The sequence below is a fragment of the Xanthocytophaga flava genome, from assembly GCF_030068545.1.
In the GTDB taxonomy this organism is placed as follows: domain Bacteria; phylum Bacteroidota; class Bacteroidia; order Cytophagales; family 172606-1; genus Xanthocytophaga; species Xanthocytophaga flava.
In genome coordinates this window covers 1-22370 of sequence record NZ_JASJOR010000028.1, presented here as the reverse complement: position 1 = coordinate 22370, position 22370 = coordinate 1, and the positions used below count along the sequence as shown (strand labels likewise).

Genomic DNA, 22370 nt, shown 5'->3' with positions numbered 1-22370 from the left:
CATTGACCACTTATTTCAATTCTAAATTTTAGGCAGCATGATTAAAAAACAACTATTAACTGTTCTGTTTTTATCAATAACCTTTGTGGGGTATGCACAAACAGATACACTTCGGACAGATACCACATACTGGCAAAAATCCTTTAATGGTGGAATCAATTTTAATCAGGCATCTTTTAGCTCCAACTGGGCTGGGGGTGGTGTGAACTCTATTTCTCTGGGAGGCCTGATCAATGGGCGTGCTTTGTATCAAAAAGAAAAATGGTCATGGGACAATGTAGCAGATCTGCAACTAGGTTTTGTGAAACAACAGAATATCGGAGTAAGAAAAGCTGCTGATCAGCTTTATCTGAATTCGGTGGCAGGGTATAAGATTGCCAATCATCTCGACTTGTTTATGTCTGGTACATTTAACTCTTTCTTTGCTGCTGGCTATAAATATGGAGAGCGGGATAGCAATAATGATGGTACAAAGGATAGCGACTTGTTTGTATCCAGATTCTTCTCACCTGCCTTCCTGACATTTGCCTGGGGGGTGGCCTATAAGCCTGTCGATTGGTTTTCTCTGCGTGTCTCACCATTTGCTCCCCGCTTTACCTTTGTGACAGATGATGCCGTTCGATATCGGGAGACGGTCGCTGGTTCGGGTGTCTTTGTACAAGATCCTACTGCTGTAGCTTATGGTGTTGCTGCGGGTAAGACGGTACGTACTGAATGGCTGGCGTTTCAACTTCAGTCAGAATTAAATAAGGACATTGCTCCCAATGTCAACCTGAAGGTTCGTTATCAGATGTTTTTAAACTATGAAACATTTGATCCGGATCACAGACTGGATATCTCTTTAACAGCAAAGATCAATCGATTCTTTAGCTCTACATTCGGGTTAACCAGTATTTATGACTCTGATATCAGTGGAGACATACAAGTGCAACAAGTGTTGGGTATTGGGTTCCTATACAACGTAACTACCTTTAAGGAAGCAAAGAAATAGATAAGACCATATACTAACCATTTAGATAATAGCCTCGTTGCAGTATTGTAGAGGCTATTGTTATTTAATACTATACCCATAAATAGGAGAGTGAAGGCGTAATTTAGTATACTTATGGTTAGTCCCTATGGTAGACAAATCGCTTATTGGTTCAAATGAAGAAGCATTATCCAAAACAGTTATTCAGATCTGTTATTTACGATATAGAGGCGTATACTAGCCGAAAGTGGCTAGTTAAAGAAATTGTTGAAAATCAGTATCCAACCACTTTTCAGCATGCAGTTCTGGAATCACAGATAAGACCTAAGAGACAAAGGATAATTGTTTCTAATGTCTATGCTCCTATATTTGGAGTAGTTGACACTAATTTACTAGATAATAACGAATTTTTTAAGGATGGTTTTGTCCAGGAACCAGAAATTGAACAAGCTCTTATTTTATCTCTGACATCTCATCATACTGAATACAACATATTGGCTCCTGAGGTTTTAAACTTATCATTTGCTAATGAAGCAGAATTAGAATATAAACTCAAACAGATTGGAGTTGAGCGGAAAGAGATTGAGTTGACGTTACGTACAATTGAATGCAAAAAAAATGATTACCAGCTTTTTCATGGCGAGACTATAGGGTATGAGTTGTTTAATCATTGGGATGACTGAGAACGACCCTATGCATTTTCAGAAAGCTCTCTCATGAGCGAAATGATTTTTTCATTGGAACCATAGTCTTTTTCATTGCTACTTTGGCTATCTTCTTTGTACATATATAGATTGATCTGTTGATCTTCAGAAATTACCTCCTTACGGATAACTTTAATTCGTACAGTAGGGAGGAGTTGAAATAACTTTTCAACCATACGCATACGTTTTTCCTGTTCTATAAATGGAAGATCTGAGGGAACCTGTATACCAAAATTACCCATGTATAACTCTATAACTTCTCCTACAGCGGGGACATTTTCCCAATTAGGCAATATAAAATCAAACGAATATCCAGTTAACAGTCTTATTAAAGTAATTGTCATTTATTTAGTATGCAAGCAACCTGCATCTTTCTTGGAATGCAGTAATGGGTAAACGCTGTATTCTCTTATCTGCAAAACTTGTAAAACTGCGTCTTTAAGAAAAGCGGATAAATACCTGTTTTTGTAATTGAGTATTTACCACAAGTAGGTATTTGACACATTTCAAAGAAGTAAAATGCTGGCAAAAGTTATCTATTAACCTAACCAGACATAAAAGAATAAAACTGTTTATGTACAAAGGCACTATTTATGAAGTGGATAGCTCAGAATACTTAGTCTGCTGGCTTTGGATTATTGTTGGGGGTGTTGTTTGGCAGGTACTCTTATTTTTCAGGTACTATTCTGGTTTATGTAGTTCTTGTCTGGGAATTTGTGAACACATCTTGGGCTCTATAAATTGTAAGAGAAAGTGTATTCATATACAAAAGATGTAGGCTAATGAATAATATACCTCACTCATCCCAGTACTCTATTTTTCGGGTGTAAAGTCGTTCTGATTTTTTCTTCTTTTTTCCATTCTTATCTATTGTCACTATATATTCTTTCTTTTCCAGCCAATTATTTTGCTGATCATACTTGTATTCATATAACTTGTAACTATTTCTGGAAACACTTTCCCAAAGCAGATCCCCTTGTTGATTAAACTTCTTATTCGGATTTTTAAATTTATAGTCCTCCAATGGATTTAAAACAAGTGTATCTTTTTCTACTTTCTTTCCATCTACAGATAAATGAGTTAAGATATATTGATTTTGATTATACAGATATCTTGCACTGTTAGGCCCTTTAGATAAGCTGTCTTTACTATCAAAAAAAGCCAAATCTATAGGATGTCCTCTTTCATTGACTTTAAGAATAGTTCTACTGATTTTTCTTCCTAATGTATCAGGGCTATAGTGGGTAACTCCTATATAAAAGCCATGCTGATCGTAGTGATAGACATACAGAGACAGATTATGGCCTAAGAAAGGGTCCCATCTCTCAGATGCGTGAAAAAGCTTCAAGCCTGTTAAGCTATCAATGGTATATTTGTGATTATAGAAGAACTTGGTCTTTTCCAGACTTTCTTCTGAAATCACCAGATTATTCTTATTCAAAAACTGAATATATTCTGTGACAGGAACAGGTTTACTCCCTCCAAAGTAGGCATGCTCGTGTACTTCTATCTTTTTTGCCTTGTTATATCTAACATCTGCCTTCTGATTCAGCGTAATAGAAAGAGGAATGTTTTGTGCTATGGTATTTACTTGTAGTATAAAGTAGAGTAGGATTATGAAGATGCTTTTATCCATTAGTTGATCTAAATGTATGTTGGAGTTGGAGCAATAAAACCATCATACTATTAATGTTTTTTCCTGTTGAAAGGAAACAAAACTCAATAACTACTTCTCTCACTCACAAAGATTAATAACACAGTTCATATGGAAAATGTAGGATACAAGACTATATATTCTTATTTTAATGAACAGGTGCCTTATAAAAGCATTAATCAAAAGGTAGTAATTCCGGAGTCAGATACTTTTCTTTTGCCTGGTGTGAGTTGAAAATGTCAGTTGTATAATGAAATGCCATTAGTTCTCTAAAATTGTATTTTAGTCTTGGATTTTCTGTAATGAAGTCCTTGAAGTTATCTGTCTTTGATTTAAGCATGAAGTGGTACACGGCTTTTATGGCAGCTATCGTCACGGTTTCATTATACTTATCCCTTGCTCCCAAATGGTCCACAAACTGTTGTAGTTGAAAACGAATATTGTCAATGGCTGTATCTGCACCATACTTATAAATATGTATCCAGGCAAGTCGCAAATGAGCTTCGTGGGTGAAGAGGATTGGATCAAGCACACAGACCTGGAATTGTTTTTCAAATTCGTTGTCAGTTAATGTAAAGTGAGGTTCCATTTGGCTTATGATTAAGGTTGCCATGAATATACAACTTAGTAAATGAAGTTTTAAAAAAAACAGATCAATACTGTCAACATAATAAATTTAAAAACCTTTCTTGTCCTGAAAGGACCTTCCCGCCTTTTTGGATTCACCCTTTTTTGTCCTCCTTTGGGATCTTGTGACAAGACTGGCGTCATTTAGATTCAGCATCCAAACATGGCTCTATTTGTCACAAGATTCCTTCAGAAAGACAGGAGCAGATCCTTTCAGGAAGAAGGCTGACGCAATTTTTTAAAAACAAGAAACTTTTATATTTACAGCTTTGAGTTACTTGCCATTTCTACTGAATGACTTCATAAATGCGGTTTGTAGGAAAGTAACAAGCAGGCAGGTCTTGTAGCCTACTCACAGTTATATTTCCACTACTAATCTGGTGCCACTAGATATATCTGTATCCCATACTTGTTCAATTTCCTTGAGGGGAATGTTCATCGTGTCTACTTTTAATTTGTTATCAGCTGCCAATTGAAACATTTCGGGAATGATTTCGGTGAGCAGAAGCTGCATTTCTTCTTTTGTCCAGCTACCCAAGCCTGAACCTGATAATTGCAAATTAACACTTCTGAGAATTTGTGAAGATAGTTGAATGGTATCACCTGTCATGGAGCCAACAGAAACAAAACGGGTTCTGTGTGTAAATGCACCTGTACCTTTTAAAGTTTCCAAAATAAGCTCTGCTGTACGGCCCCATAAATAGTCTACTACGATATCTATGGGCGTCTGCTGGTGAATCTTCTTGAGCTGTTTCACAAAGGTTTCATCATGGGTAGTTAACAGATATTCATCGGCACCGAGTGCTTGCAGGGCTTGTAAGGCTGATTCGTTTCTGCCTGTTACAATAATTTTTCCAGCACCATATAATTTTGCAATCTGAATGGCTAGTTTGCCTGTAACTCCTGTAGCTCCATTAATTAAAATGATTTCTCCTCCATTCATTCTGGCACTAAATCGTAGTGCCATAGCCGATCCTGCAACCGCATTCGGCAGGGCTGCTGCGGTAACATTATCAATGCTATCTGGCAACTTTATCATTCTGTTTTTTTCTACTACTGCTTTTTCTGCCAGCATTCCGGTGACACCCAATGCATACACTCTCGTTCCGTCTGCCAGTAATCCTACTCCATCACCTCCGGGTATGATTGCCTGGCTTTTTTCGCCTTCTGTAGAATAGTGTCTTCCGCTTGCCTTTGCTTTGTCCAGATTCTTAATGGCTGCAGCTTTTACTGAAATAATAGCTTGTTCATCACTGGTTGTGATTGGTTCTGAAAAACTTTCTGTGTATTGTGGTATACCACTTTGGGGAAATATTACTGCTGCTTTCATTGTTGATTAGCTTTGAATTGTTATACTAAATGTAATTGTAACATTCACAGAAAAAGGAGAGAATAATCTCATGTTAAAAATTCTGAGAGAAATTTTATCTCCTTTGTTCTGAAATACAATACAAAGCTAGGTGTTCCACTACCCGCAGACGATAACATTTGTTATTAAATTCCGTCTTTTGCCAGTTTGCTTTTGATACGGCTCAGATGAACCGTGCTAATGCCCAGATAAGAAGCAATATAATGTTGAGGAATACGCTGAATGATCTGAGGCCTTTCGTTAAGGAGGTTAAGATATCGTTGTTGTGGTGTGTCTTTGATCGATGATACGAACTGTCGTATATAGTCATATGTCCGGTCAAATATTGCATCAATAAACAGATCCCGCAATACGGGTGTTTCTTTTATCTCCTCAATCAATCGGTCCATATCTTTTTTATATATCCACCAGATTGTACTTGGTTCGATAGTTTCGATGGTTACAAGGCTGGGAATGTTTTTTCTGAAACTCTCAATAGAGCCAACCATATTGTTTTCAAAGAAAAATTGTGTGGTGATATCTTTTCCTTTGTTGTTAAACCATACACGAATACAACCTGTTTCGATAAGAAACATCTTTTTGGATATTTCGCCTTCGTTTAGAAGGGTAGTTTTGGCAGGAACCTTCATGTGTTTGAAACAACTAACAAAGTCGTCCCATTTTTTTTCTTCAAGTGAAAACTTTTTTCGAAACTGCTCAAACATGTGTTTCTGAGTTATTAAAGTTGCTTACATAGGTGAGTGATGCCAAATTTAGGTTTTTCCTCTAGTATATGAAGTGTTTATCACGTCATACACTGAAAAGTGTGATTCAAATCACTCATTCTTAGTGATTTGAATCCTCCTCCAGGTGCTTTTGCACTCCTACCTTTGTCTTATTGAAAGTCGCTCAATTAATTCATTTCCAAACCATTAAAAGTTAAAATCATGAAAAAGAGAATTCTTATTATCGTTTCTAACGCCAATGCTATTGGCCCTCATAACAGAAGAACTGGTACTTTTTTACCTGAAGTAGCACATCCTTATGCTGAATTTGACAAAGCAGGATATCAGATAGATTTTGCCAGTTTAACAGGAGATACTCCTTATCTGGATGCACTGAATCTGGCAGATGATCCTGATAATCTGACCTTTTTAACAGGCAAAGGCTGGGCTTCCATGCAAAAAGCTGTTAAACTTTCAGATGTAGATGTGAGTAAATACGATGCTGTATTTGTACCAGGTGGTCTTGCACCAATGGTAGATATGCCGGAAAATGCGCTACTGAAAAAAGTAATTGCAGAAACCTATGAACGGAATGCCGTTGTGGGAGCTGTTTGTCATGGTCCGGTATCGTTGCTGAATATAAAACTAAGTGATGGCTCTTATTTAGTAAATGGCAAAAACATCGCATCATTCACAACTGAAGAAGAAGATAACTATGCCAGACCTGATGTGCCATTCGATCTGCAAACGGCTCTTACCAACCAAGGTGCTATCTTTCATGCGGCTTCTCCCTGGTCTGCCAACAGTATTGCGGATGGTCATATTGTAACAGGTCAGAACCCTGCTTCAGCCAAAGGGGTAGGGGAGAAAATAGTTGCCATTTTAGAGTCCTGATAAAACTAATATCATAAACCGAATCATCTAATAAGAGTTGCATCCGGATTGTAGATATTCTGTAAAGACAAAGACGCTTCTTAGTAGTTGGACTACTGAGAAGCGTCTTTGGAATTTTTTGTACTGGCTACAAACTACTTTTGGTTGGCAAAGGCCGAAACCGCATCCAATGGAATATTGTCTCCCAGATCCTGTCCGTAGTGAATGTGACGAATGATTGCTTTTTCATCCAGTAAAAAAGCAGCTGGTAAGGCAGCCTGATTAACTCCATCTTCTTTTTCTGTACTAGCTAACTTCAAAGCTTGTGACGCCTGGAGATCTTCCATGCGGCTGGGAATGGCAAATACTTTCTCTATCTTATCAGCAGTTATCTCTGCGCCGTATTGTGTATAGATTTTTCGTTTCGGATCGGAAATGATAGTTAGCTTCTGATCTGTCAGGAAGCTGCTTTTGAGAATTACCTCCGCCTGTGATTCAAAGAATACCACTACTTCCAACCCTTTTTCCTGTAACTGAGGATAGATTTTATTGAGTCGGAAAAGCTGGTAGCTACAAAATGGACAAGCAGTGTTTCGCTGAAACGCTAACAATAGCTTACGCCCCTGAAAGTCTTTTAAACTAATTTGTTTTCCGTATATGTCTGTGATAGAAAATTCTGGAGCAGTTTGCCCGAGTGATAGTTTCATATCTTTGCAAAAGGAGTGAGTCAATAAAAATGTAACTTACTTACAAAAGTACCTTTAGTGCCTTGCTCTGTAAATATAAAGAAGGTAATTCCGGTACTCATGTAACATTTCAGATAATACAACTGAAGTGTATAAAACAGCTACTTACGAAAAATTGTCTTTCCTATTGTCCATTTTAACTTAAGTGAAAAACGGACTGAATAATACTGTCGAACTTTAGCCTATCAAAATACTTAAAATTTAAAGTTATGACATCTACCACATATTCAAGTGTAACAAAGGAAGCACAACCCATTGAAACAGCAAGAGCATTACGCAAACTCTATTTCATCCGTACGATATTTTCAGTAACCTGGGTGATACTTGTTAGCCTTTTCGCCAAAACATCTGTAGAAATAGCCAGTATTCTACTGATCATTTATCCGGCCTGGGACTTGATTGGGACTTTCATGGATATTCGTGCTAATCAAAGCAGCTCATCAAAAACGATGTTATATATTAATGCCGGCATTAGTGCGGTAACTACAGTGGCGGTAGGTCTGGCCTTACAAAAAGGTATCCCTGAAACCCTACAGGTTTTTGGTGTTTGGGCAATTGTTACAGGATTAATCCAACTGGTTTTAGGTTTACGACGCAGAAAAGTAGTGGGTGGACAATGGCCCATGATTATCAGTGGCGGACAATCGATGCTTGCAGGGGTGTCTTTTATCCTTCTGGCACATGATCCAAAGACGGGTATCGCTAATCTTGCCGGTTACTCAGCATTTGGTGCATTTTACTATCTCCTTTCAGCTATCCGTTTGTCAAGGTCAATTAATCAAATGAGTTAAATAGACGAGTTTTTAAGCTGATTCCAAGTGAATGAAGCTGCTGGTCTTCTGTTTGGGCTGAAACCAGTAGCTTCATTAGCTCTATTTAAACTAGTGTGTTTCAACGTTTAATACGCTTCCTGATCCTGCTCAGCGAGGGGTTTGTAATACCTAAAAAAGAAGAAATATGATAGGCTGGAATACGTTCAACAATATTTGGATGTTCTTCTAGTAATCTAAGATATCGTTCTTCATGCGAAAAAAACATGAATTCTTCTGTACGTGTCTGTGCATAGGAAAAGAACAATTCGGCCAATAGCCTGCCAAATTTTCCCCAACTGGGATTGGTTTCATAAAGGCTGTTGAGATCCTTATAGGAAATAAAAACAATCTCAGAGTCTTCCATTGCTTCTATAAAATACCAGCAGGGATTTTGTGATATAAAGCTTCTAAAAGAAACGACGAACTGATTTTCCGAAAAAAAGAACAGGTTTTTGTCTTCTTCTGTCTTTGGGTCGTGATAGTAAATCCGGAAGATTCCCTTTACGACCAAACCAAGGTCATTACAAACCATACTCTGCATGTTAAAGAAATCACCCTTGTTGATTTTTCGAGCTTTCCAGAACGGCAGACTTTCACTGATATCTTTATCAGTGAGTGCAGCAAAGTTTTTCAGATGCTGTGCTATGATTTCGTTTTTATCAGTCATTGGTTCTATATATCAAGTGAGTTAGTACATATCTTTGTCTGCTATAGAAGAATAGCAGACAAAACACTGTAAATTTCGGTAACTGCCACGGACAATAATTTTAACTTAAGTTAAAATGGATATGATTTTACAAAAATATTTTGAAGAAACATCTCCAGGTTGGGTGGTTGAAGACCGGGGAGCGTTTCCAGACAGTGGTACAGGTTACTTTCAAAACTATCTTATTCTTAACAGCACTAAATTACAGAAAGTTATATCCTCTATTAGTATTTCTTTGTCAAATACAATTGTAATTATTTTTTGTTGTATGTGTATTCCTATCCTAAAATAATACCCTCTATTGTCCTTCTGAAAGAATCTCTTGGCAAATAGAGTTTCCTCTGGATTCTGAGAGAAAAAATCCAGATCTAGGAGCGCTCCGTCTTGTCACAGGTTCCTTTCTGAAGGACAAAAAAGAGAAATGAAGATATGTTATCTTATTCCTTTAATTTCAAACTAAAAAGCAGAAGGGCAACAGGTAGAGTAAAATTTTCAAAAGAGGATTTATTTAAGTTATTTAGTGTTTAGCCTTTATAACCGCTTCTTTATAAAATTACGATTCTTCTCTGAATTTACTTCATTGTTGTCTGTGATGTTATCCGAATTTAAAAAATATCTTAGCGAGTCTTTGGAGTTGCCTGACCAAGAGATACAGCCTATCCTAAGCAGTGCGATACCCAGAAAACTGCGTCGCAATGAGTTATTACTTCAGGCTGGCGACGTTTGCCGTCATAAGGTGTTTATTGTCAGTGGTATATTGCGTACATATAGTATCAGTGCCAATGGCAATGAACATATAGTGCAATTTTCATCTGAGAAGGAATGGACACTGGATATTGAAAGCTATGATCTGGAAATACCTTCTATTGTAAATATAGCAGCTGTAGAGCCTACCGAGGCGGTTCTTTGGAAGAAGAATGATTTCAATGCATTGCTGGCTAGCCTTCCACTATTAAAAAAGTATTCGGAACAATTGATTTCCAGGAAAATATACGAAAATAGGCAACGTTTACTAACTGCGATAAGTGCTACTCCCGAAGAGAAGTACGATGATTTTATCCGCAACAATCCTCACCTGGTTACCCGATTGCCTTTGCATATGATAGCCGCCTATCTGGGCATTTCTCTCAAAACACTCACGAGAATACGTCACGCACAATTGTATCGATAAGCAAAGTATGGTCAAATGACCACGTTTTTCGGATAGGGTTTATTTTACTTTGTAGCACCTTAAACTATACTATTATGCATGTATTTGTTACAGGAGCTTCAGGTTTTGTAGGCTCCGCTGTTGTAAATGAATTATTGTCCGCAGGGCATACTGTACTGGGACTGGTACGTTCTGAAATTGCTTTCCAAAAGCTACAGGAGATGGGTGCCGAAGTGCAATTGGGAGATGTAAATGATCTGGAAACGATTAAAAAATGCGCCATTCGCTGTGATGCAGTTATTCACACAGCGTTTAACCACGATTTTTCGAAATTTAAAGCTAACTGTGAGGCTGACCGCCTTGTCATCGAAGCATTGGGTGATGCTTTAGCAGGCACTGAAAAACCACTGGTGGTAACCTCAGGAATAGGACTGCTTCGATACGATCGTCTTCTAACTGAAGATGATAAACCTGCAGTGAGTTCGGAAGTGTTACCAAGGGTTGCCACTGAAGAGGCTTCTGCTGTTGCTGCTGCCAAAGGTGTAAATGTATATATTGTACGTTTGCCTCCTACAGTGCATGGTCATGGCGATCACGGCTTTATCTCTATCCTGATCGGCATGGCGAAAACAAATGGTCGATCTGCCTTTATAGGTGATGGACAAAATCGATGGCCTGCTGTGCATCGGCTGGATGCTGCAAAGGTATACCGCCTGATTGTAGAAAAGCAGCCTAAACAGAAAGTATTCCATGCTGTGGCAGAAGAAGGTATTACCTTTAAAGACATTGCCGAGAGAATTGGCAAGGGTATACAACTACCGACAGAAGGTCTGGAAGGAGCAGATGCTGAAAAACATTTTAGCTGGTTTTTACACTTTGCCTCTATAAATTGCGCTTCATCAAGCCAAAAGACGCATGCAGCTCTGGACTGGAAAACTACACAAATTGGACTGTTGGAAGATATAGAGACTGCCTATGTTTAAAAAAAATAAAAATGTTTAAAACAAAAACCGTCCGAAAATATTTTCGGACGGTTTTTGTTTAGGGCTAGTTTGGGCTAAATATGATTCATCCTGAATTAAGGCTAAAGACTTGCCTCTCCGAGCAACATGTGTTTTTCGTAAAATTCCTATTGTTGCGGGTAATTCAATACAACTGTTATTTTACGCTATTTCTATGTAAATAATAGTTTGCGGTGAATTCCGATCAGATTTTATTTTTGTGGTGAACTATGTGCAAAGGTAAAAGTGACTGGAGTTCCGGTCAAAATAAAATCTGTCGTGAGTTATGCGCAGAAGAGAAACTGTCGTGAATAAAACGAAATTTGTTTGCTGATCGCTGAGGTTGTCCTGCTCCAATAAGAAATCTTTTGCTGTGAACTATGCGCGGACTGGAAAGCCTTCTCAAAAGAAGTATACATTTTTTACAAAATTTGGGCTGATCCTGTTTAGGATAGAATAGTTTTTATCCTCATATCAAAGCTTCTTCAATTTAAATGAAACGTTTTTATAATACCTTTAAATTAATATAAGGCATCATTACCATAGTGCTCTTGCAAGATCCGAGGAATGTCCTTTATTATAAAGAGAAAATTAGAGAAATTTATTGGTTAGCTATTATGTCTTGTTTAATGTGTTCATAGACAGTCGCTTTATTTGTACAATTAAAAAGTTGATTGTAAATCGTATTAGCAAAGTATAAAAATAATTCAAAAAAGTGCAGTCTTGTGAAGTGTCTAAAAACTTGTATTTTTTTTATTGACAGACCTGCTTTACATTGTACGCGAAAATTTGTATGTTGGATGTAGAGTAGTGTATATATTCAAAAAAAATCCCACATGCAAAGCTGGCGGGATTTTTCATACACCTGAATTTCAATTAAAAAAGGATAACACCTTTTTTGTTTATACAAACTTAAACAAGTTTTATATAAAAAACACTGCATTTCTGTATCTCTATTACAGATGTTGTTTTTGATAGAATTGAGTTATACGTAAAATTCAGATAGTGAATAGTTTGAGCACTAGCCTATGCAAATACAATGCTGCTTTTTTCTTTTCTTTTCTTTCAGAGGCAGAAAGGGATAGAATAGGTAATAACTAAAAGTATAAAACAGAATATCTTATCACCGGAGAAAAATTAATTTAAGTCTGAAAATGGCTACACTTAATCAAATACTTACAGGGTTATCCATAATTGCGAAATATGACTCAGAACAACTGGATACGCATATTTTTGAAACAGAACATGACCAGATCTGGGCTGGTGCACCTGGCGGTAAATCCATAACAGATATAACTCCCGAAGACAAAGAAACGATGCGTTATATGGGTTGGTTCATTGCAAATGAAGATGGCCCTATAGATACATTTGTGTGGTCACACTTTACATAGGTCTACCATTTTATTTGTCATAACGACCTTGGTTTTGTCTCCCTTGATTCAAACATACTCTTGATTTTGTTTGCTATACTAATGTAGGATGCCTACAATTATTGATGTGGGTAGAGGTCTTAGTATGAGGTTTTTACAAAAACAATAATTTCCTTACACTTACTTGTAAATAGAATTGCATATATGCAAATTGCATCGCTGTAGAGTTAATACTTTGGTGTTATACTCAGATATTACTAACAACAAAGCCCTTCTTTTGGAAGGGCTTTTGTGTTTTATATAAACAGGTATCTTATCTGAATAAGTGAACAGAAAATAGTTAGTGTATATACAATAAGCACCTCCGGTTAGCTAGGCTTGTGCTTACTATTACGACCTGTATAACTGCTCAATAAACCCATAGCGAAAAATATAGCGGCAATAACAGGTAGAGAAAACATTTCTATAATTTCCATAATCAACAGAGGTTTTTGTAAGGGATGTAATAAATAATACCGGATTGGTACAGATAGATTCTGTTGGAATGGAATAGGTAAGTAATGATTTAGCTACTTTAAGACTAACATAGTCAAATCATCGACGAATAGCTCTTTACAAAAGTTTAAATGATCTGTAACTAAAATGGAGAGGCAATCAATAGCATTATGTAATGTAAGAAATATTCTGATCTTGTCAACTCAACTTCCTTAGGTTCCTTTTCTTTTTTCTTCTTACAGCAATATTACATTTGCTTTTCTATGATCGTTGTTGAGGTGTTTTATATAGTAGGATATTGCTTTCTCAGATTTTTCTCCAGAAGGATAAGACCAGAAGGATAAGAAAGGATGAGTTATAATCTGATTTTGACAGCAGAGAATTATATTTGGTTTGGAATCGTAAACGAAAATAGACTTCCTTTTCCTTCTTCGCTTAGAACTTCAATACTTCCTCCCAGTTTTTCGATAAACTCACGACACATAATTAATCCGAAGCCTATTCCTTTTTCACCTTGTGTGCCTCTACTGGTTTGGCGTTGGGAGAATAAGGTGCTTAGTATGTCCTGACTTATTCCATGTCCCGTATCACTGACGCTTACTTTAATCTGTTTGTCTATCTTCTCAGCGGAAATCTTGATTGTACCACTATCTGTAAATTTGTTGGCATTCCCTACAAGATTGCGCAAAATAAACCAGAGCATATCTTTATCTGCACGAATGTGCTCAATAGTAACCAGATTGATAATTGTGTTATTTTTCTGTTGTGCCTTATATTCCTGTTCCTGTTTTACTTTTTCAATCAGTTCTTGCAGATTTACTGTTGAATGGATCATGTCATTGCCAGAAAGCTGAGAGGCTCCCCACTGAACAAGGGTTGTTAGTATCTCATCTGTAGAATCCAGCATTTCATTCAGTTTTTGGATCAAATGCTGAATCTGGATTGGTAAACCTTCTTCAATTTCCAAAAAGTTAATCATGCCCCGAATGGTATTGAGTGGACTACGCAAATCATGTGAAATCACAGAAATGATTTTGCTGTTCATCTCATTCAAATGATTAATCCGATTGGTTTGTGCCTGAGATTGTTCGATGGCTGACATCAAACTAAAATTGCGTCGGCGAAGTTCGAGCTGGTGTACTACCTGCTGTCCTAATACCTGAAGAGCAAATTGTTGTTCGGAAGTAAGCTCTCTGGGTACTCTATCAATGACACAGAGCGTTCCGAGGCGAAAACCATCCGGATTAATAAGAGGGATGCCTGCATAAAACCGGATACCTGGATCCCCTTCTACCAGCGGATTATCTATAAAGCGCTCATCAGTATGAGTATCTTTTACAACAAATATTCCAGCCTGAAGTATTGCATGCCCACAGAATGAGGTCTCTCTAGGCAATTCCTTATAATCTAGTCCTACACGTGATTTAAACCATTGTCGTTGTTGTTCAACAAGTGAAATAAGCGAAATGGGAGTCTGACAGATCTGTGACGCCAGTTGTACAATATCATCAAAATCTTTTTCAGGTTGAGTATCCAGAATGTGATATCCTTGTAAGGCCTGTAGACGAGATTCTTCATTTGAGGGAATTTCTGGCGCTTTCATAGTATGACTGCTCACGAACTATTACCACTTGGTAGTTCTGATTGTTAGGGTGTGAAATGTACTGAAAAATATACTATGTTTTGTATTTATCAAACGACTTTCTTTTACGGAATTCAATTTCATCTTTGGGGTACCAGGAAGTTAAATTACATAGAATCCTGATTCTGAAAGAAGAGCGTTACTAGTTTGGTCGTGAACAAATGCCTGTATCTTGTTCTGAAACCAGGGTATAGGTTTAAACCAGCATTATATCACAAATGACACACACGCTGTTTTGAGTATACGATTTATAAAAGGTAGGAGATTGCACTAATTAATTCCGCAAAGAAAGGAAAAATACTCAATAAAAAAAGGGTGAAAATACGGTGGCTAAATAGTTTGAATCTTTCCTATATTGCCGGAATTAAGAGTTTATGCACAAAGACACGATAAACATCTCATTCTATTGGAATGCCAGAATGTTTTTGCTACAAAGCTTCCCCGGTAATTTTGCTGGGGAAGCTTTGTTTTAGGGCAGACTCTCTACAATGAAAAGGTACTATCAGCTACCTGATTCGATTCTATATCAACTTATCTTTTAGCTTGTAAAAATTCACTAGCCTTTACCATATTGATAAACTCAATTCGATATCCTTCCTCATCCTTGCCTTTTGCCTGAGTAGCTAATGTGATCACCTGATTATAAGTAGCGTTACCTTTGTATTCTGACTCACGTAACAACATGGCATATTCTGCTACTGCTGCTGAGAACCGGAAATTGTCAGAAGTTTTGCTCAGAGGTGTTTTATGGTCAACCAATGTTGTTTCAATAAGACTGCTGGTAGTTTCATTCGGTTTCTTATACCGTAATTTTACTGTCATCATTTCCCTGGCTTTATAAGCTTTGGGATCAACCACATTCTTTTGGTATTTAAGTGGATCTATAGTACCAGATGAATTGTCTGAAGACTCTCCTGTAGGAACAATTTCATACAGCGCGGTTACATTATGTCCCGAACCTAACTCTCCTGCGTCTTTCTTATCATTGTTAAAGTCTTCGTTTTTTAATGTTCTGTTTTCATAACCAACCAGTCGATAGGCTTTTACCTGTGCCGGGTTAAACTCAATCTGAATCTTCACATCTTTGGCAATAGTAAACAATGTACCTCCAAATTCATTGACAAATATTTTCTTGCCTTCCAGCAGGTTATCAATATAGGCATAATTGCCATCTCCTTTGTCTGCTAGAATTTCCATTTTAGAATCTTTGTAGTTACCCATTCCAAAGCCCAATACAGTTAGAAATATGCCTGTACTACGTTTTTGCTCTATCAGCCTTTCCATTTCTGCATCACTGGATGCCCCAACATTGAAATCCCCATCTGTAGCGAGTATAATCCGGTTATTGCCCTCTTTCTGAAAGTACTCCTGTGCCACTTTATAGGCCAATTCAATTCCTTGTCCACCCGCAGTAGATCCGCCAGCTTCCAGTTGATTAAGCGCATTTCTGATTTTTTCTTTCTGATTACCTGAAGTAGAAGGTAACACCAGACCAGCTGCTCCTGCATATACTACTATTGCCACATGGTCTTGAGGACGTAATTGTTCAATAAGTAATCCAAAGGCTGATTTAAGCAATGACAACTTGTTAGCATCCTGCATAGAGCCGGAAACATCAATCAGGAACACCAGATTGGAAGGAGGCAGATTTTGGGTAGGAATATTTTTGCCTTGCAACCCAATATGTACAAGTCGGTTTTTTGGGTTCCATGGGCATTCTGATACTTCAGTTGTTATCGAAAATGGCACATTGCCAGTAGGCTGAGGATAATCATATTCAAAATAATTAATCATTTCCTCTATCCGAACTGCATCTTTGGGAGGGGCTTGTCCCAGATCCACAAAACGTCTTATATTACTATAACTGGCCGCATCTACATCTATAGAAAAGGTTGAAAGCGGATTGCGAAGAGCTTCATGAAATATATTCTCATGAATGGTACTATACGACTCTATATTATAGTCTTGAGTCATGACTGGTGATGCAACACCAGGAGGAGCCATATTGGACTCCGTAAAATACATCTCTGCTGCTTCTATTTCTTCTTGAGTTGTAATAGAAATCTCTTTATCTACTATATTTTTCCGTTTAGCCACATCTTTTGGTTGATAGGCTTTTTCGTTTGAGGCTACTACCGGTTTTCGCCGACCTTTGACAAGTCTTACATCGATCCGTGAAAGATTATTAATTGGTATATTTTTGGGCGCATATCCACTATACGTAAAAACAAGAACAGACTGATTTCCTGCTACCTGAATAGAATAATTTCCCTGTCCATCGGTTTTAGTCTCAGTGGCAGTACCTTGTACCGTAATTTTTACTCCTGCCAGTTTTTGATGGGTGACAGAGTCTGTTACTGTACCTGTAATGGTTTTATGCGTATGAATAAGAGCAAACCCTAGCCAGGAAAGGCAAAATAAGGTAGGAACTATAAGTAGTTTACTCATGAGTGATAGGTTTTAGATGTTTTTACAATAGATGCAGGCCTATTGTTATTTCCACACCTATTCTGCAGAGAATATTTGCTAGCCTTCTGAGATCACTTTGTAAACAGCTTTGAAATAGTTTTAATACGCATAGATGTATGCAGAAGAGCTTGTTGATCTAAACTATGCGCAAGAGATCTTTTTGCGGTAAATTCCGATCAAACACAAAAAGTATAGTTTATCCAACTCATCAGTGATTTGTTATAGACACAAATTGTTTTGATTCGATCAACTATGGTTAACTCTTCAATATGTCACTTGCGATGAATTCACAACAAGATTAACCCTATGTATAATTCAGATCAAGCTGTAGATACTCTTCTGTTTCTACTTATAGGTGGAACGATTTTTTCTACTGTAACTGTGTGTTTTCAAACTTGAGGAATGCCAAAAATAGGCTATTGGATTTTTGGTAGGAAGAGTTTTGAGATTAGCATAGTGTTTAAATAGTATGATGTTGTCATACAGTATTTTATGTGTGCAGATGGGAAGAGGAGAGGTTCTTTCTCTCTCGATTGAATTTAAATAATTGAAGAAAATATAGTATAGTTATTAGTTTTGTGAAAAAAAATATTACTTTTATCTTCTGTATCGAATAAATAGATAGTATTATTATTTAAGGAGATGTTTGTAATTTTAGATGAAGATCAAATTTGAACCTTGATACAAAGTGGAGCAGAAAGTATAGTCGAGAGAAAATTATCTTATTCATTAACTATTAAATTAGTCGCTGCATGCTCTTTTTCCGCCGTTCACCTAAAAAAGCCCCAGCAGATGATGCAGAACTCCTACGGCGTTACCGTGAGTCTGGTGATCTGAAAGTACTGGGTGAGCTTTATGAAAGATATATGCATTTGGTGTTTGGGGTTTGCCTGAAGTATCTGAAAAAGGAAGACGACAGCAAAGATGCCACCATGCAGATTTTTGAAAAGCTGGTTACTGAATTAAGAATTCACGAAGTGAAAAACTTTAGTAGTTGGCTGCATACACTGGCACGCAATCACTGTCTGATGCAGCTAAGAGTACATAAAACTTATACATCTCAGGGAACGATTTATTTATCTGCTGATGAGAATATGGAATTTGAGGTTGCATCGCATCCAGAAGAGGAAGACATAGAGTATCGGTTGACACAGATAGAAGATGGGATGAACGAATTGCCCGAAGAGCAAAAACGTTGTCTTGAGCTTTTTTATATCGAACAGAAGTCATACAAAGAGATATGTGATATGACTGGATTCGATTTTAAACAGGTTAAGAGCTATTTGCAGAATGGAAAGAGAAATCTTAAGCTTTATCTGGACAAAACCGGATAAGATTCTATTCAACTCTTAATTCTTTAATCATAAAGTAGATCAGACTTATCAGGTATATAGCTAAGCGAAATGACCCGACATAAAAAAAATACTCCTTCCCTACAGTCACCTTTGTCTCAGGATATCATTGAGAAATATCTTTTCAGTAAAGAAAATAACGATATTTCCTATCCTGTAGAATCCAAATTAGCCAACGATGCATTCACTGCGGATGCTGTTGATGGTTTGGGCACTCAACAAAGTGCACAGCAGATGAAGGGTAATATGAATGATTTGAAATCACGATTACATCAACGGATTTCACAACAGAAGCAAAAACGAGGTGGTATTAGCATTCCGTTTGGTATGCAACCTTATGCTATTGCTGCTTCAGTGGCTTTATTATTATGCTGTGCTGTAGTTGTAATATTCAATGTTAAATATTCAGAAAAAACGGTTCCTTCTCTGGCTAAAACCCAGAATGGACCTCCCGTTGTTTCTCCAAATGAAACCTCTTCAGCTAATGCACCTGAACAAAGCGAAATTGCAATGCAGCAAGCATCTTCTTATAAGAAGCCTGCTAGTACTCAAGGTGAATCCAATAAAGTAGAGGCTGATAAAAATGTGACTAAATCGTTTCTGACTACAAATGAAAAGGATAAACCTGTTGTAGTAAAATCTGAAACTGTGGTAGAATCAAAAGGTAAGAATCCTGTAAGTACTGCAACAGTTACAATGCTGGCAAAAGAAGACCAACCAGTTGCTACATCTAATCAACCTGTTTTGCTGGAAGAAAAGATGGCCGTACCTCCAACAGAATCTGTCCAGGGAAATTCATTTGCTTCGGTTAAACCTTCTGCAGACAAGAGTATTATTGCTGGTGATGAATCAAATGCAGTCGTTAAATCAAAAGCAAAGGTGATAGCAGGAGGAGTACAAACTCCACGAATAGTAAAAGGAAGAGTAGTAGACGCAGAAGATGGCATGGCTATACCTGGAACAGTTGTTACTGTAAAAGGAACGAACATTACAACGTATACCAATCAGAATGGTGAATATGCAATCACAGTTCCGGCCGATGGAGAATTAGCCTTTAGTTTTGTAGGTTATATAACATACCGTATTCCTGTAGATCAACATGGTACTATCAATGCCAGCTTATCCCCTGATATGAAGTCGTTGAGTGAGGTAGTAGTGATAGGAAGTGAAGATGAGAAAAGTGGTAAAGCTGCCTATACTCCTGCACAACCCGAAAAAGGAATGCCTGAATTTATGAAAACAATAGAGCAAAAGCTAGAGGCATCTCCTAATGCAGGTTCTTATGGATCTGGTACTATAAAAATAGGTTTCACAGTTGAACCGGATGGTAGTCTTACCAATGTAAAAGTACTGAAAAGTATTGGTGGTGAATCCGATCAGACAGCAGTACAAGCAGTAAAAGACGCATCCCGCTGGACTCCTGCTCAGGAAAATGGAAAGCCAGTATCTCAAAAAATGAAAATCCGTATTCCGCTTAAAAATAAGAAGAAATAGTCTTTCTATTAAACTGAGAATCACCCCTGCCAGACTATTTATATAGTCCAGCAGGGGTGATTTTTTTATGACTTTATTTAAGGAATCTCAACCAAGTATATAAAATAGCTTATTAAAGTCTGTATAAAATACTATTATCTATAAAAATAATAAAAGTGTCAGGATAACATTTAATATTTTTCTATATTTGGATCATGCTCAGATCGCCTTAGCGGAAGAGTAAGACAATCTAATCTTTCACCTACTACTTATAGAAAAATGATCAAACACCTATCTTTAAAAGTACCTACTCTCATTGTATTAGTTGTACTGAGTTTAATGAGTGCCTGTACAAGTAAGAACTCCGAAAAAGAGGAATCCGCTTCTGTACAAACAACCTCTGTTAAAGAAGATAGCTTGCATCCTATATCTGATCCATTGGTTACAGCTATTTATACTGCTGATCCTTCTGCTCATGTATTTAATGGAAAGCTATATATTTATCCTTCTCATGATATTGAAGCTGGAATTCCTCAAAATGATAATGGAGATCATTTTGATATGAGAGACTATCATATTTTATCTATGGATAGCATACCCGGAAGTGTAAAGGATAATGGCATTGCATTAAATATTAAGGATATTCCTTGGGCCGGACGTCAGCTGTGGGCTCCAGATGCGGCATATGCAAATAAAACTTACTATCTATATTTCCCTGTAAAAGACAAGCAAGATATCTTCAGGATAGGAGTAGCTAAAAGTGATTCTCCAACAGGACCTTTCAAAGCTGAACCTACACCCATTGAAGGAAGCTTTAGCATTGACCCTGCTGTATTTGCAGATTCGGATGGTAAGCATTATATGTATTTTGGTGGAATCTGGGGTGGACAATTACAGAGATGGCGTTCTGGTAAATATGATGTAAATAGTAAGGAACCTGATTCTAATCAAGTAGCTCTTAGCCCTAAAGTTGCCAGACTCAGTAAAGACATGCTCCACTTTGATGAAAAAGTAAGAGATATTCAAATTCTGGATAAAGACGGAAAACCTTTGCTAGCAGGGGATCATGATCGTCGTTTTTTTGAAGCGTCCTGGTTACATAAATATGATGGGAAGTACTATTTCTCTTATTCTACTGGTGATACACATTATATAGTATATGCTACTGGCGACAGTCCTTATGGCCCCTTTACTTATCAGGGTGTAATTCTTAAACCTGTTATTGGATGGACAAATCATCATTCTATTGTTGAGTTTAAAGGGAAGTGGTATTTATTTTATCATGATAGTTCTTTATCAGGTGGTAAAACTCATTTGAGAAGTGTGAAAGTTACTGAATTGACACATCGACCTGATGGAACTATTGAAACAATCTCTGCCTATAAATAGGAAATATACCTGCTTCAACTTTATTGTTGAAGCAGGTATATCTGTTGACTTAATGTTACTTCATGATAGAGAGAGAGAGTTATTGATTTACTATAACTTTAATCTTTAAAAAGTTGAAAATATATTTGGAGAATAGGATTGGGTCGTATACTTTTGTAACCCTGTTCGCAAATCAAGAGAAGATCATGAGCAGCGTAAGAAAAAAGAAGAAAATAAATTTTAGTTTTTTCTTGCAGCAGTCAAAAACAACTTCTACTTTTGCATCCCGATTCACACACAGTGAAGAAAGAAACAAGAAACAGAAGAAATAAAGTAAAAGCAAGTAAAGTGAAGGAAGAGGCGATACGGAAGTCAAGTAGTGAAAAAAAATAAAAAAATAAATTTTCACAAAATACTTGACAGAAAAGAAAAAGAAACTTACCTTTGCATCCCGATTCTGAAAGAGAGAAAAATAAGAGTGGTAAAGTAAAAGTAAGAATCCAAAATAAGAAAACCAAATTTTACAAAGGTTTTTTTAAGTAAAGAAAAAAGAGTAAAAAAATAATACTACCTAGTAGATAGGTCTATCTTCCAAAAGTGGAAGAGAAGTTCTTTGAGTGATTGAAGCAAAAGATAGCAAGCAAATAAAGCAAGGTAAGGTTTTGTTAAAATCTTAGGATTGAAAACAAACCGTCAACTTGATTCCTTTAATAAGAGAGTTATCGGGACAGACACTGTTCTTTATCACTAGCAATAGCAATAAAGGACAAAACTTCATATACTATGGAGAGTTTGATCCTGGCTCAGGATGAACGCTAGCGGCAGGCCTAATACATGCAAGTCGAACGGGTAGCAATACCAGTGGCGCACGGGTGCGTAACGCGT

Annotated in this window: 19 protein-coding genes and 1 rRNA gene; 11 read left to right on the top strand and 9 right to left on the bottom strand. The window is 37.1% G+C overall.

Features of this window, described 5'->3' with window-relative positions; translation table 11 throughout:
• The first annotated feature begins 37 nt into the window (after positions 1-37).
• Together QNI15_RS29830 and QNI15_RS29825 are read left to right on the top strand one after the other, a co-directional pair.
• Positions 38-991: a DUF3078 domain-containing protein gene (locus QNI15_RS29830; RefSeq protein ID WP_313998810.1), complete on the top strand. Its 954-nt coding sequence runs from the start codon at positions 38-40 to the stop codon at positions 989-991.
• Between the two features lie 155 nt (positions 992-1146).
• Positions 1147-1653, top strand: a complete 507-nt coding sequence (locus tag QNI15_RS29825; RefSeq protein ID WP_314035327.1) for a hypothetical protein — start codon at positions 1147-1149, stop codon at positions 1651-1653.
• A gap of 8 nt (positions 1654-1661) precedes the next feature.
• Here QNI15_RS29825 and QNI15_RS29820 read toward each other — a convergent pair whose 3' ends face one another.
• The 5 genes from QNI15_RS29820 to QNI15_RS29800 form a co-directional block, all read right to left on the bottom strand.
• Positions 1662-2018, bottom strand: a complete 357-nt coding sequence (locus tag QNI15_RS29820) for a hypothetical protein (RefSeq protein ID WP_314035325.1) — start codon at positions 2016-2018, stop codon at positions 1662-1664.
• Between the two features lie 452 nt (positions 2019-2470).
• Positions 2471-3310, bottom strand: coding sequence for a hypothetical protein (locus QNI15_RS29815; RefSeq protein ID WP_313998805.1), 840 nt, complete (start codon positions 3308-3310; stop codon positions 2471-2473).
• A 193-nt stretch (positions 3311-3503) separates the two neighbouring features.
• Positions 3504-3941, bottom strand: coding sequence for a hypothetical protein (locus QNI15_RS29810; RefSeq protein ID WP_313998803.1), 438 nt, complete (start codon positions 3939-3941; stop codon positions 3504-3506).
• Between the two features lie 372 nt (positions 3942-4313).
• Positions 4314-5285: a quinone oxidoreductase family protein gene (locus QNI15_RS29805; RefSeq protein WP_314035323.1), complete on the bottom strand. Its 972-nt coding sequence runs from the start codon at positions 5283-5285 to the stop codon at positions 4314-4316.
• Positions 5286-5449: 164 nt separating this feature from the next.
• Positions 5450-6028, bottom strand: a complete 579-nt coding sequence (locus tag QNI15_RS29800; RefSeq protein WP_314035321.1) for a Crp/Fnr family transcriptional regulator — start codon at positions 6026-6028, stop codon at positions 5450-5452.
• Between the two features lie 222 nt (positions 6029-6250).
• Here QNI15_RS29800 and QNI15_RS29795 point away from each other — a divergent pair, with 222 nt between their 5' ends.
• Positions 6251-6922, top strand: coding sequence for a type 1 glutamine amidotransferase domain-containing protein (locus tag QNI15_RS29795; protein WP_314035319.1), 672 nt, complete (start codon positions 6251-6253; stop codon positions 6920-6922).
• Positions 6923-7056: 134 nt separating this feature from the next.
• Here the strand turns inward: QNI15_RS29795 and QNI15_RS29790 are convergent, their stop codons facing one another.
• Positions 7057-7608, bottom strand: a complete 552-nt coding sequence (locus QNI15_RS29790; protein ID WP_314035317.1) for a redoxin domain-containing protein — start codon at positions 7606-7608, stop codon at positions 7057-7059.
• A gap of 248 nt (positions 7609-7856) precedes the next feature.
• Here QNI15_RS29790 and QNI15_RS29785 point away from each other — a divergent pair, with 248 nt between their 5' ends.
• Positions 7857-8438 (top strand): DUF308 domain-containing protein, encoded by a 582-nt coding sequence (locus tag QNI15_RS29785; RefSeq protein WP_313998794.1) that lies wholly within the window; start codon positions 7857-7859, stop codon positions 8436-8438.
• Between the two features lie 100 nt (positions 8439-8538).
• Here QNI15_RS29785 and QNI15_RS29780 read toward each other — a convergent pair whose 3' ends face one another.
• Positions 8539-9126, bottom strand: a complete 588-nt coding sequence (locus QNI15_RS29780; protein ID WP_313998791.1) for a Crp/Fnr family transcriptional regulator — start codon at positions 9124-9126, stop codon at positions 8539-8541.
• 631 nt (positions 9127-9757) lie between these two features.
• Between QNI15_RS29780 and QNI15_RS29775 the strand changes: the two genes are divergently transcribed.
• The 3 genes from QNI15_RS29775 (at position 9758) to QNI15_RS29765 (ending at position 12707) form a co-directional block, all read left to right on the top strand.
• Positions 9758-10336 (top strand): Crp/Fnr family transcriptional regulator, encoded by a 579-nt coding sequence (locus tag QNI15_RS29775; RefSeq protein ID WP_314035315.1) that lies wholly within the window; start codon positions 9758-9760, stop codon positions 10334-10336.
• Between the two features lie 74 nt (positions 10337-10410).
• Positions 10411-11298 (top strand): SDR family oxidoreductase, encoded by an 888-nt coding sequence (locus tag QNI15_RS29770; RefSeq protein WP_313998780.1) that lies wholly within the window; start codon positions 10411-10413, stop codon positions 11296-11298.
• 1172 nt (positions 11299-12470) lie between these two features.
• Positions 12471-12707 carry a hypothetical protein gene (locus tag QNI15_RS29765; RefSeq protein WP_313998779.1) on the top strand — a complete coding sequence of 79 codons (237 nt, stop codon included), beginning with the start codon at positions 12471-12473 and terminating at the stop codon, positions 12705-12707.
• Positions 12708-13563: 856 nt separating this feature from the next.
• Here the strand turns inward: QNI15_RS29765 and QNI15_RS29760 are convergent.
• A complete protein-coding gene (locus QNI15_RS29760) occupies positions 13564-14784 on the bottom strand; it encodes a GAF domain-containing sensor histidine kinase (protein ID WP_314035313.1) in 1221 nt (406 codons plus the stop codon).
• Positions 14785-15354: 570 nt separating this feature from the next.
• The gene (locus tag QNI15_RS29755) at positions 15355-17271 is read right to left on the bottom strand and encodes a YfbK domain-containing protein (RefSeq protein ID WP_314035311.1); all 1917 of its coding nucleotides are present in this window, start codon (positions 17269-17271) and stop codon (positions 15355-15357) included.
• A gap of 773 nt (positions 17272-18044) precedes the next feature.
• On the opposite strand from QNI15_RS29755, the gene QNI15_RS29750 reads away from it, so the two are divergent.
• From QNI15_RS29750 to QNI15_RS29735, 4 genes are all read left to right on the top strand, one after another.
• Positions 18045-18626, top strand: a complete 582-nt coding sequence (locus QNI15_RS29750; protein WP_314035309.1) for an RNA polymerase sigma factor — start codon at positions 18045-18047, stop codon at positions 18624-18626.
• Between the two features lie 69 nt (positions 18627-18695).
• Positions 18696-20138, top strand: a complete 1443-nt coding sequence (locus tag QNI15_RS29745; protein WP_314035307.1) for an energy transducer TonB — start codon at positions 18696-18698, stop codon at positions 20136-20138.
• A 258-nt stretch (positions 20139-20396) separates the two neighbouring features.
• Positions 20397-21506, top strand: coding sequence for a glycoside hydrolase family 43 protein (locus QNI15_RS29740; RefSeq protein WP_314035305.1), 1110 nt, complete (start codon positions 20397-20399; stop codon positions 21504-21506).
• A 759-nt stretch (positions 21507-22265) separates the two neighbouring features.
• Positions 22266-22370 (top strand): 16S ribosomal RNA (locus QNI15_RS29735); the annotation flags it as partial.

Excerpts from the sequence above, each read along its gene's own strand:
- QNI15_RS29830 (WP_313998810.1), top strand. The coding sequence starts at position 38 with ATGATTAAAAAACAACTATTAACTGTTCTGTTTTTATCAATAACCTTT.
- QNI15_RS29815 (WP_313998805.1), bottom strand. The coding sequence starts at position 3,310 with ATGGATAAAAGCATCTTCATAATCCTACTCTACTTTATACTACAAGTA.
- QNI15_RS29820 (WP_314035325.1), bottom strand. The coding sequence starts at position 2,018 with ATGACAATTACTTTAATAAGACTGTTAACTGGATATTCGTTTGATTTT.
- QNI15_RS29740 (WP_314035305.1), top strand. The coding sequence starts at position 20,397 with ATGATCAAACACCTATCTTTAAAAGTACCTACTCTCATTGTATTAGTT.
- QNI15_RS29770 (WP_313998780.1), top strand. The coding sequence starts at position 10,411 with ATGCATGTATTTGTTACAGGAGCTTCAGGTTTTGTAGGCTCCGCTGTT.
- QNI15_RS29800 (WP_314035321.1), bottom strand. The coding sequence starts at position 6,028 with ATGTTTGAGCAGTTTCGAAAAAAGTTTTCACTTGAAGAAAAAAAATGG.
- QNI15_RS29795 (WP_314035319.1), top strand. The coding sequence starts at position 6,251 with ATGAAAAAGAGAATTCTTATTATCGTTTCTAACGCCAATGCTATTGGC.
- QNI15_RS29790 (WP_314035317.1), bottom strand. The coding sequence starts at position 7,608 with ATGAAACTATCACTCGGGCAAACTGCTCCAGAATTTTCTATCACAGAC.
- QNI15_RS29755 (WP_314035311.1), bottom strand. The coding sequence starts at position 17,271 with ATGAGTAAACTACTTATAGTTCCTACCTTATTTTGCCTTTCCTGGCTA.
- QNI15_RS29785 (WP_313998794.1), top strand. The coding sequence starts at position 7,857 with ATGACATCTACCACATATTCAAGTGTAACAAAGGAAGCACAACCCATT.
- QNI15_RS29745 (WP_314035307.1), top strand. The coding sequence starts at position 18,696 with ATGACCCGACATAAAAAAAATACTCCTTCCCTACAGTCACCTTTGTCT.
- QNI15_RS29775 (WP_314035315.1), top strand. The coding sequence starts at position 9,758 with ATGTTATCCGAATTTAAAAAATATCTTAGCGAGTCTTTGGAGTTGCCT.
- QNI15_RS29750 (WP_314035309.1), top strand. The coding sequence starts at position 18,045 with ATGCTCTTTTTCCGCCGTTCACCTAAAAAAGCCCCAGCAGATGATGCA.
- QNI15_RS29810 (WP_313998803.1), bottom strand. The coding sequence starts at position 3,941 with ATGGCAACCTTAATCATAAGCCAAATGGAACCTCACTTTACATTAACT.
- QNI15_RS29780 (WP_313998791.1), bottom strand. The coding sequence starts at position 9,126 with ATGACTGATAAAAACGAAATCATAGCACAGCATCTGAAAAACTTTGCT.
- QNI15_RS29825 (WP_314035327.1), top strand. The coding sequence starts at position 1,147 with ATGAAGAAGCATTATCCAAAACAGTTATTCAGATCTGTTATTTACGAT.
- QNI15_RS29760 (WP_314035313.1), bottom strand. The coding sequence starts at position 14,784 with ATGAAAGCGCCAGAAATTCCCTCAAATGAAGAATCTCGTCTACAGGCC.
- QNI15_RS29765 (WP_313998779.1), top strand. The coding sequence starts at position 12,471 with ATGGCTACACTTAATCAAATACTTACAGGGTTATCCATAATTGCGAAA.
- QNI15_RS29805 (WP_314035323.1), bottom strand. The coding sequence starts at position 5,285 with ATGAAAGCAGCAGTAATATTTCCCCAAAGTGGTATACCACAATACACA.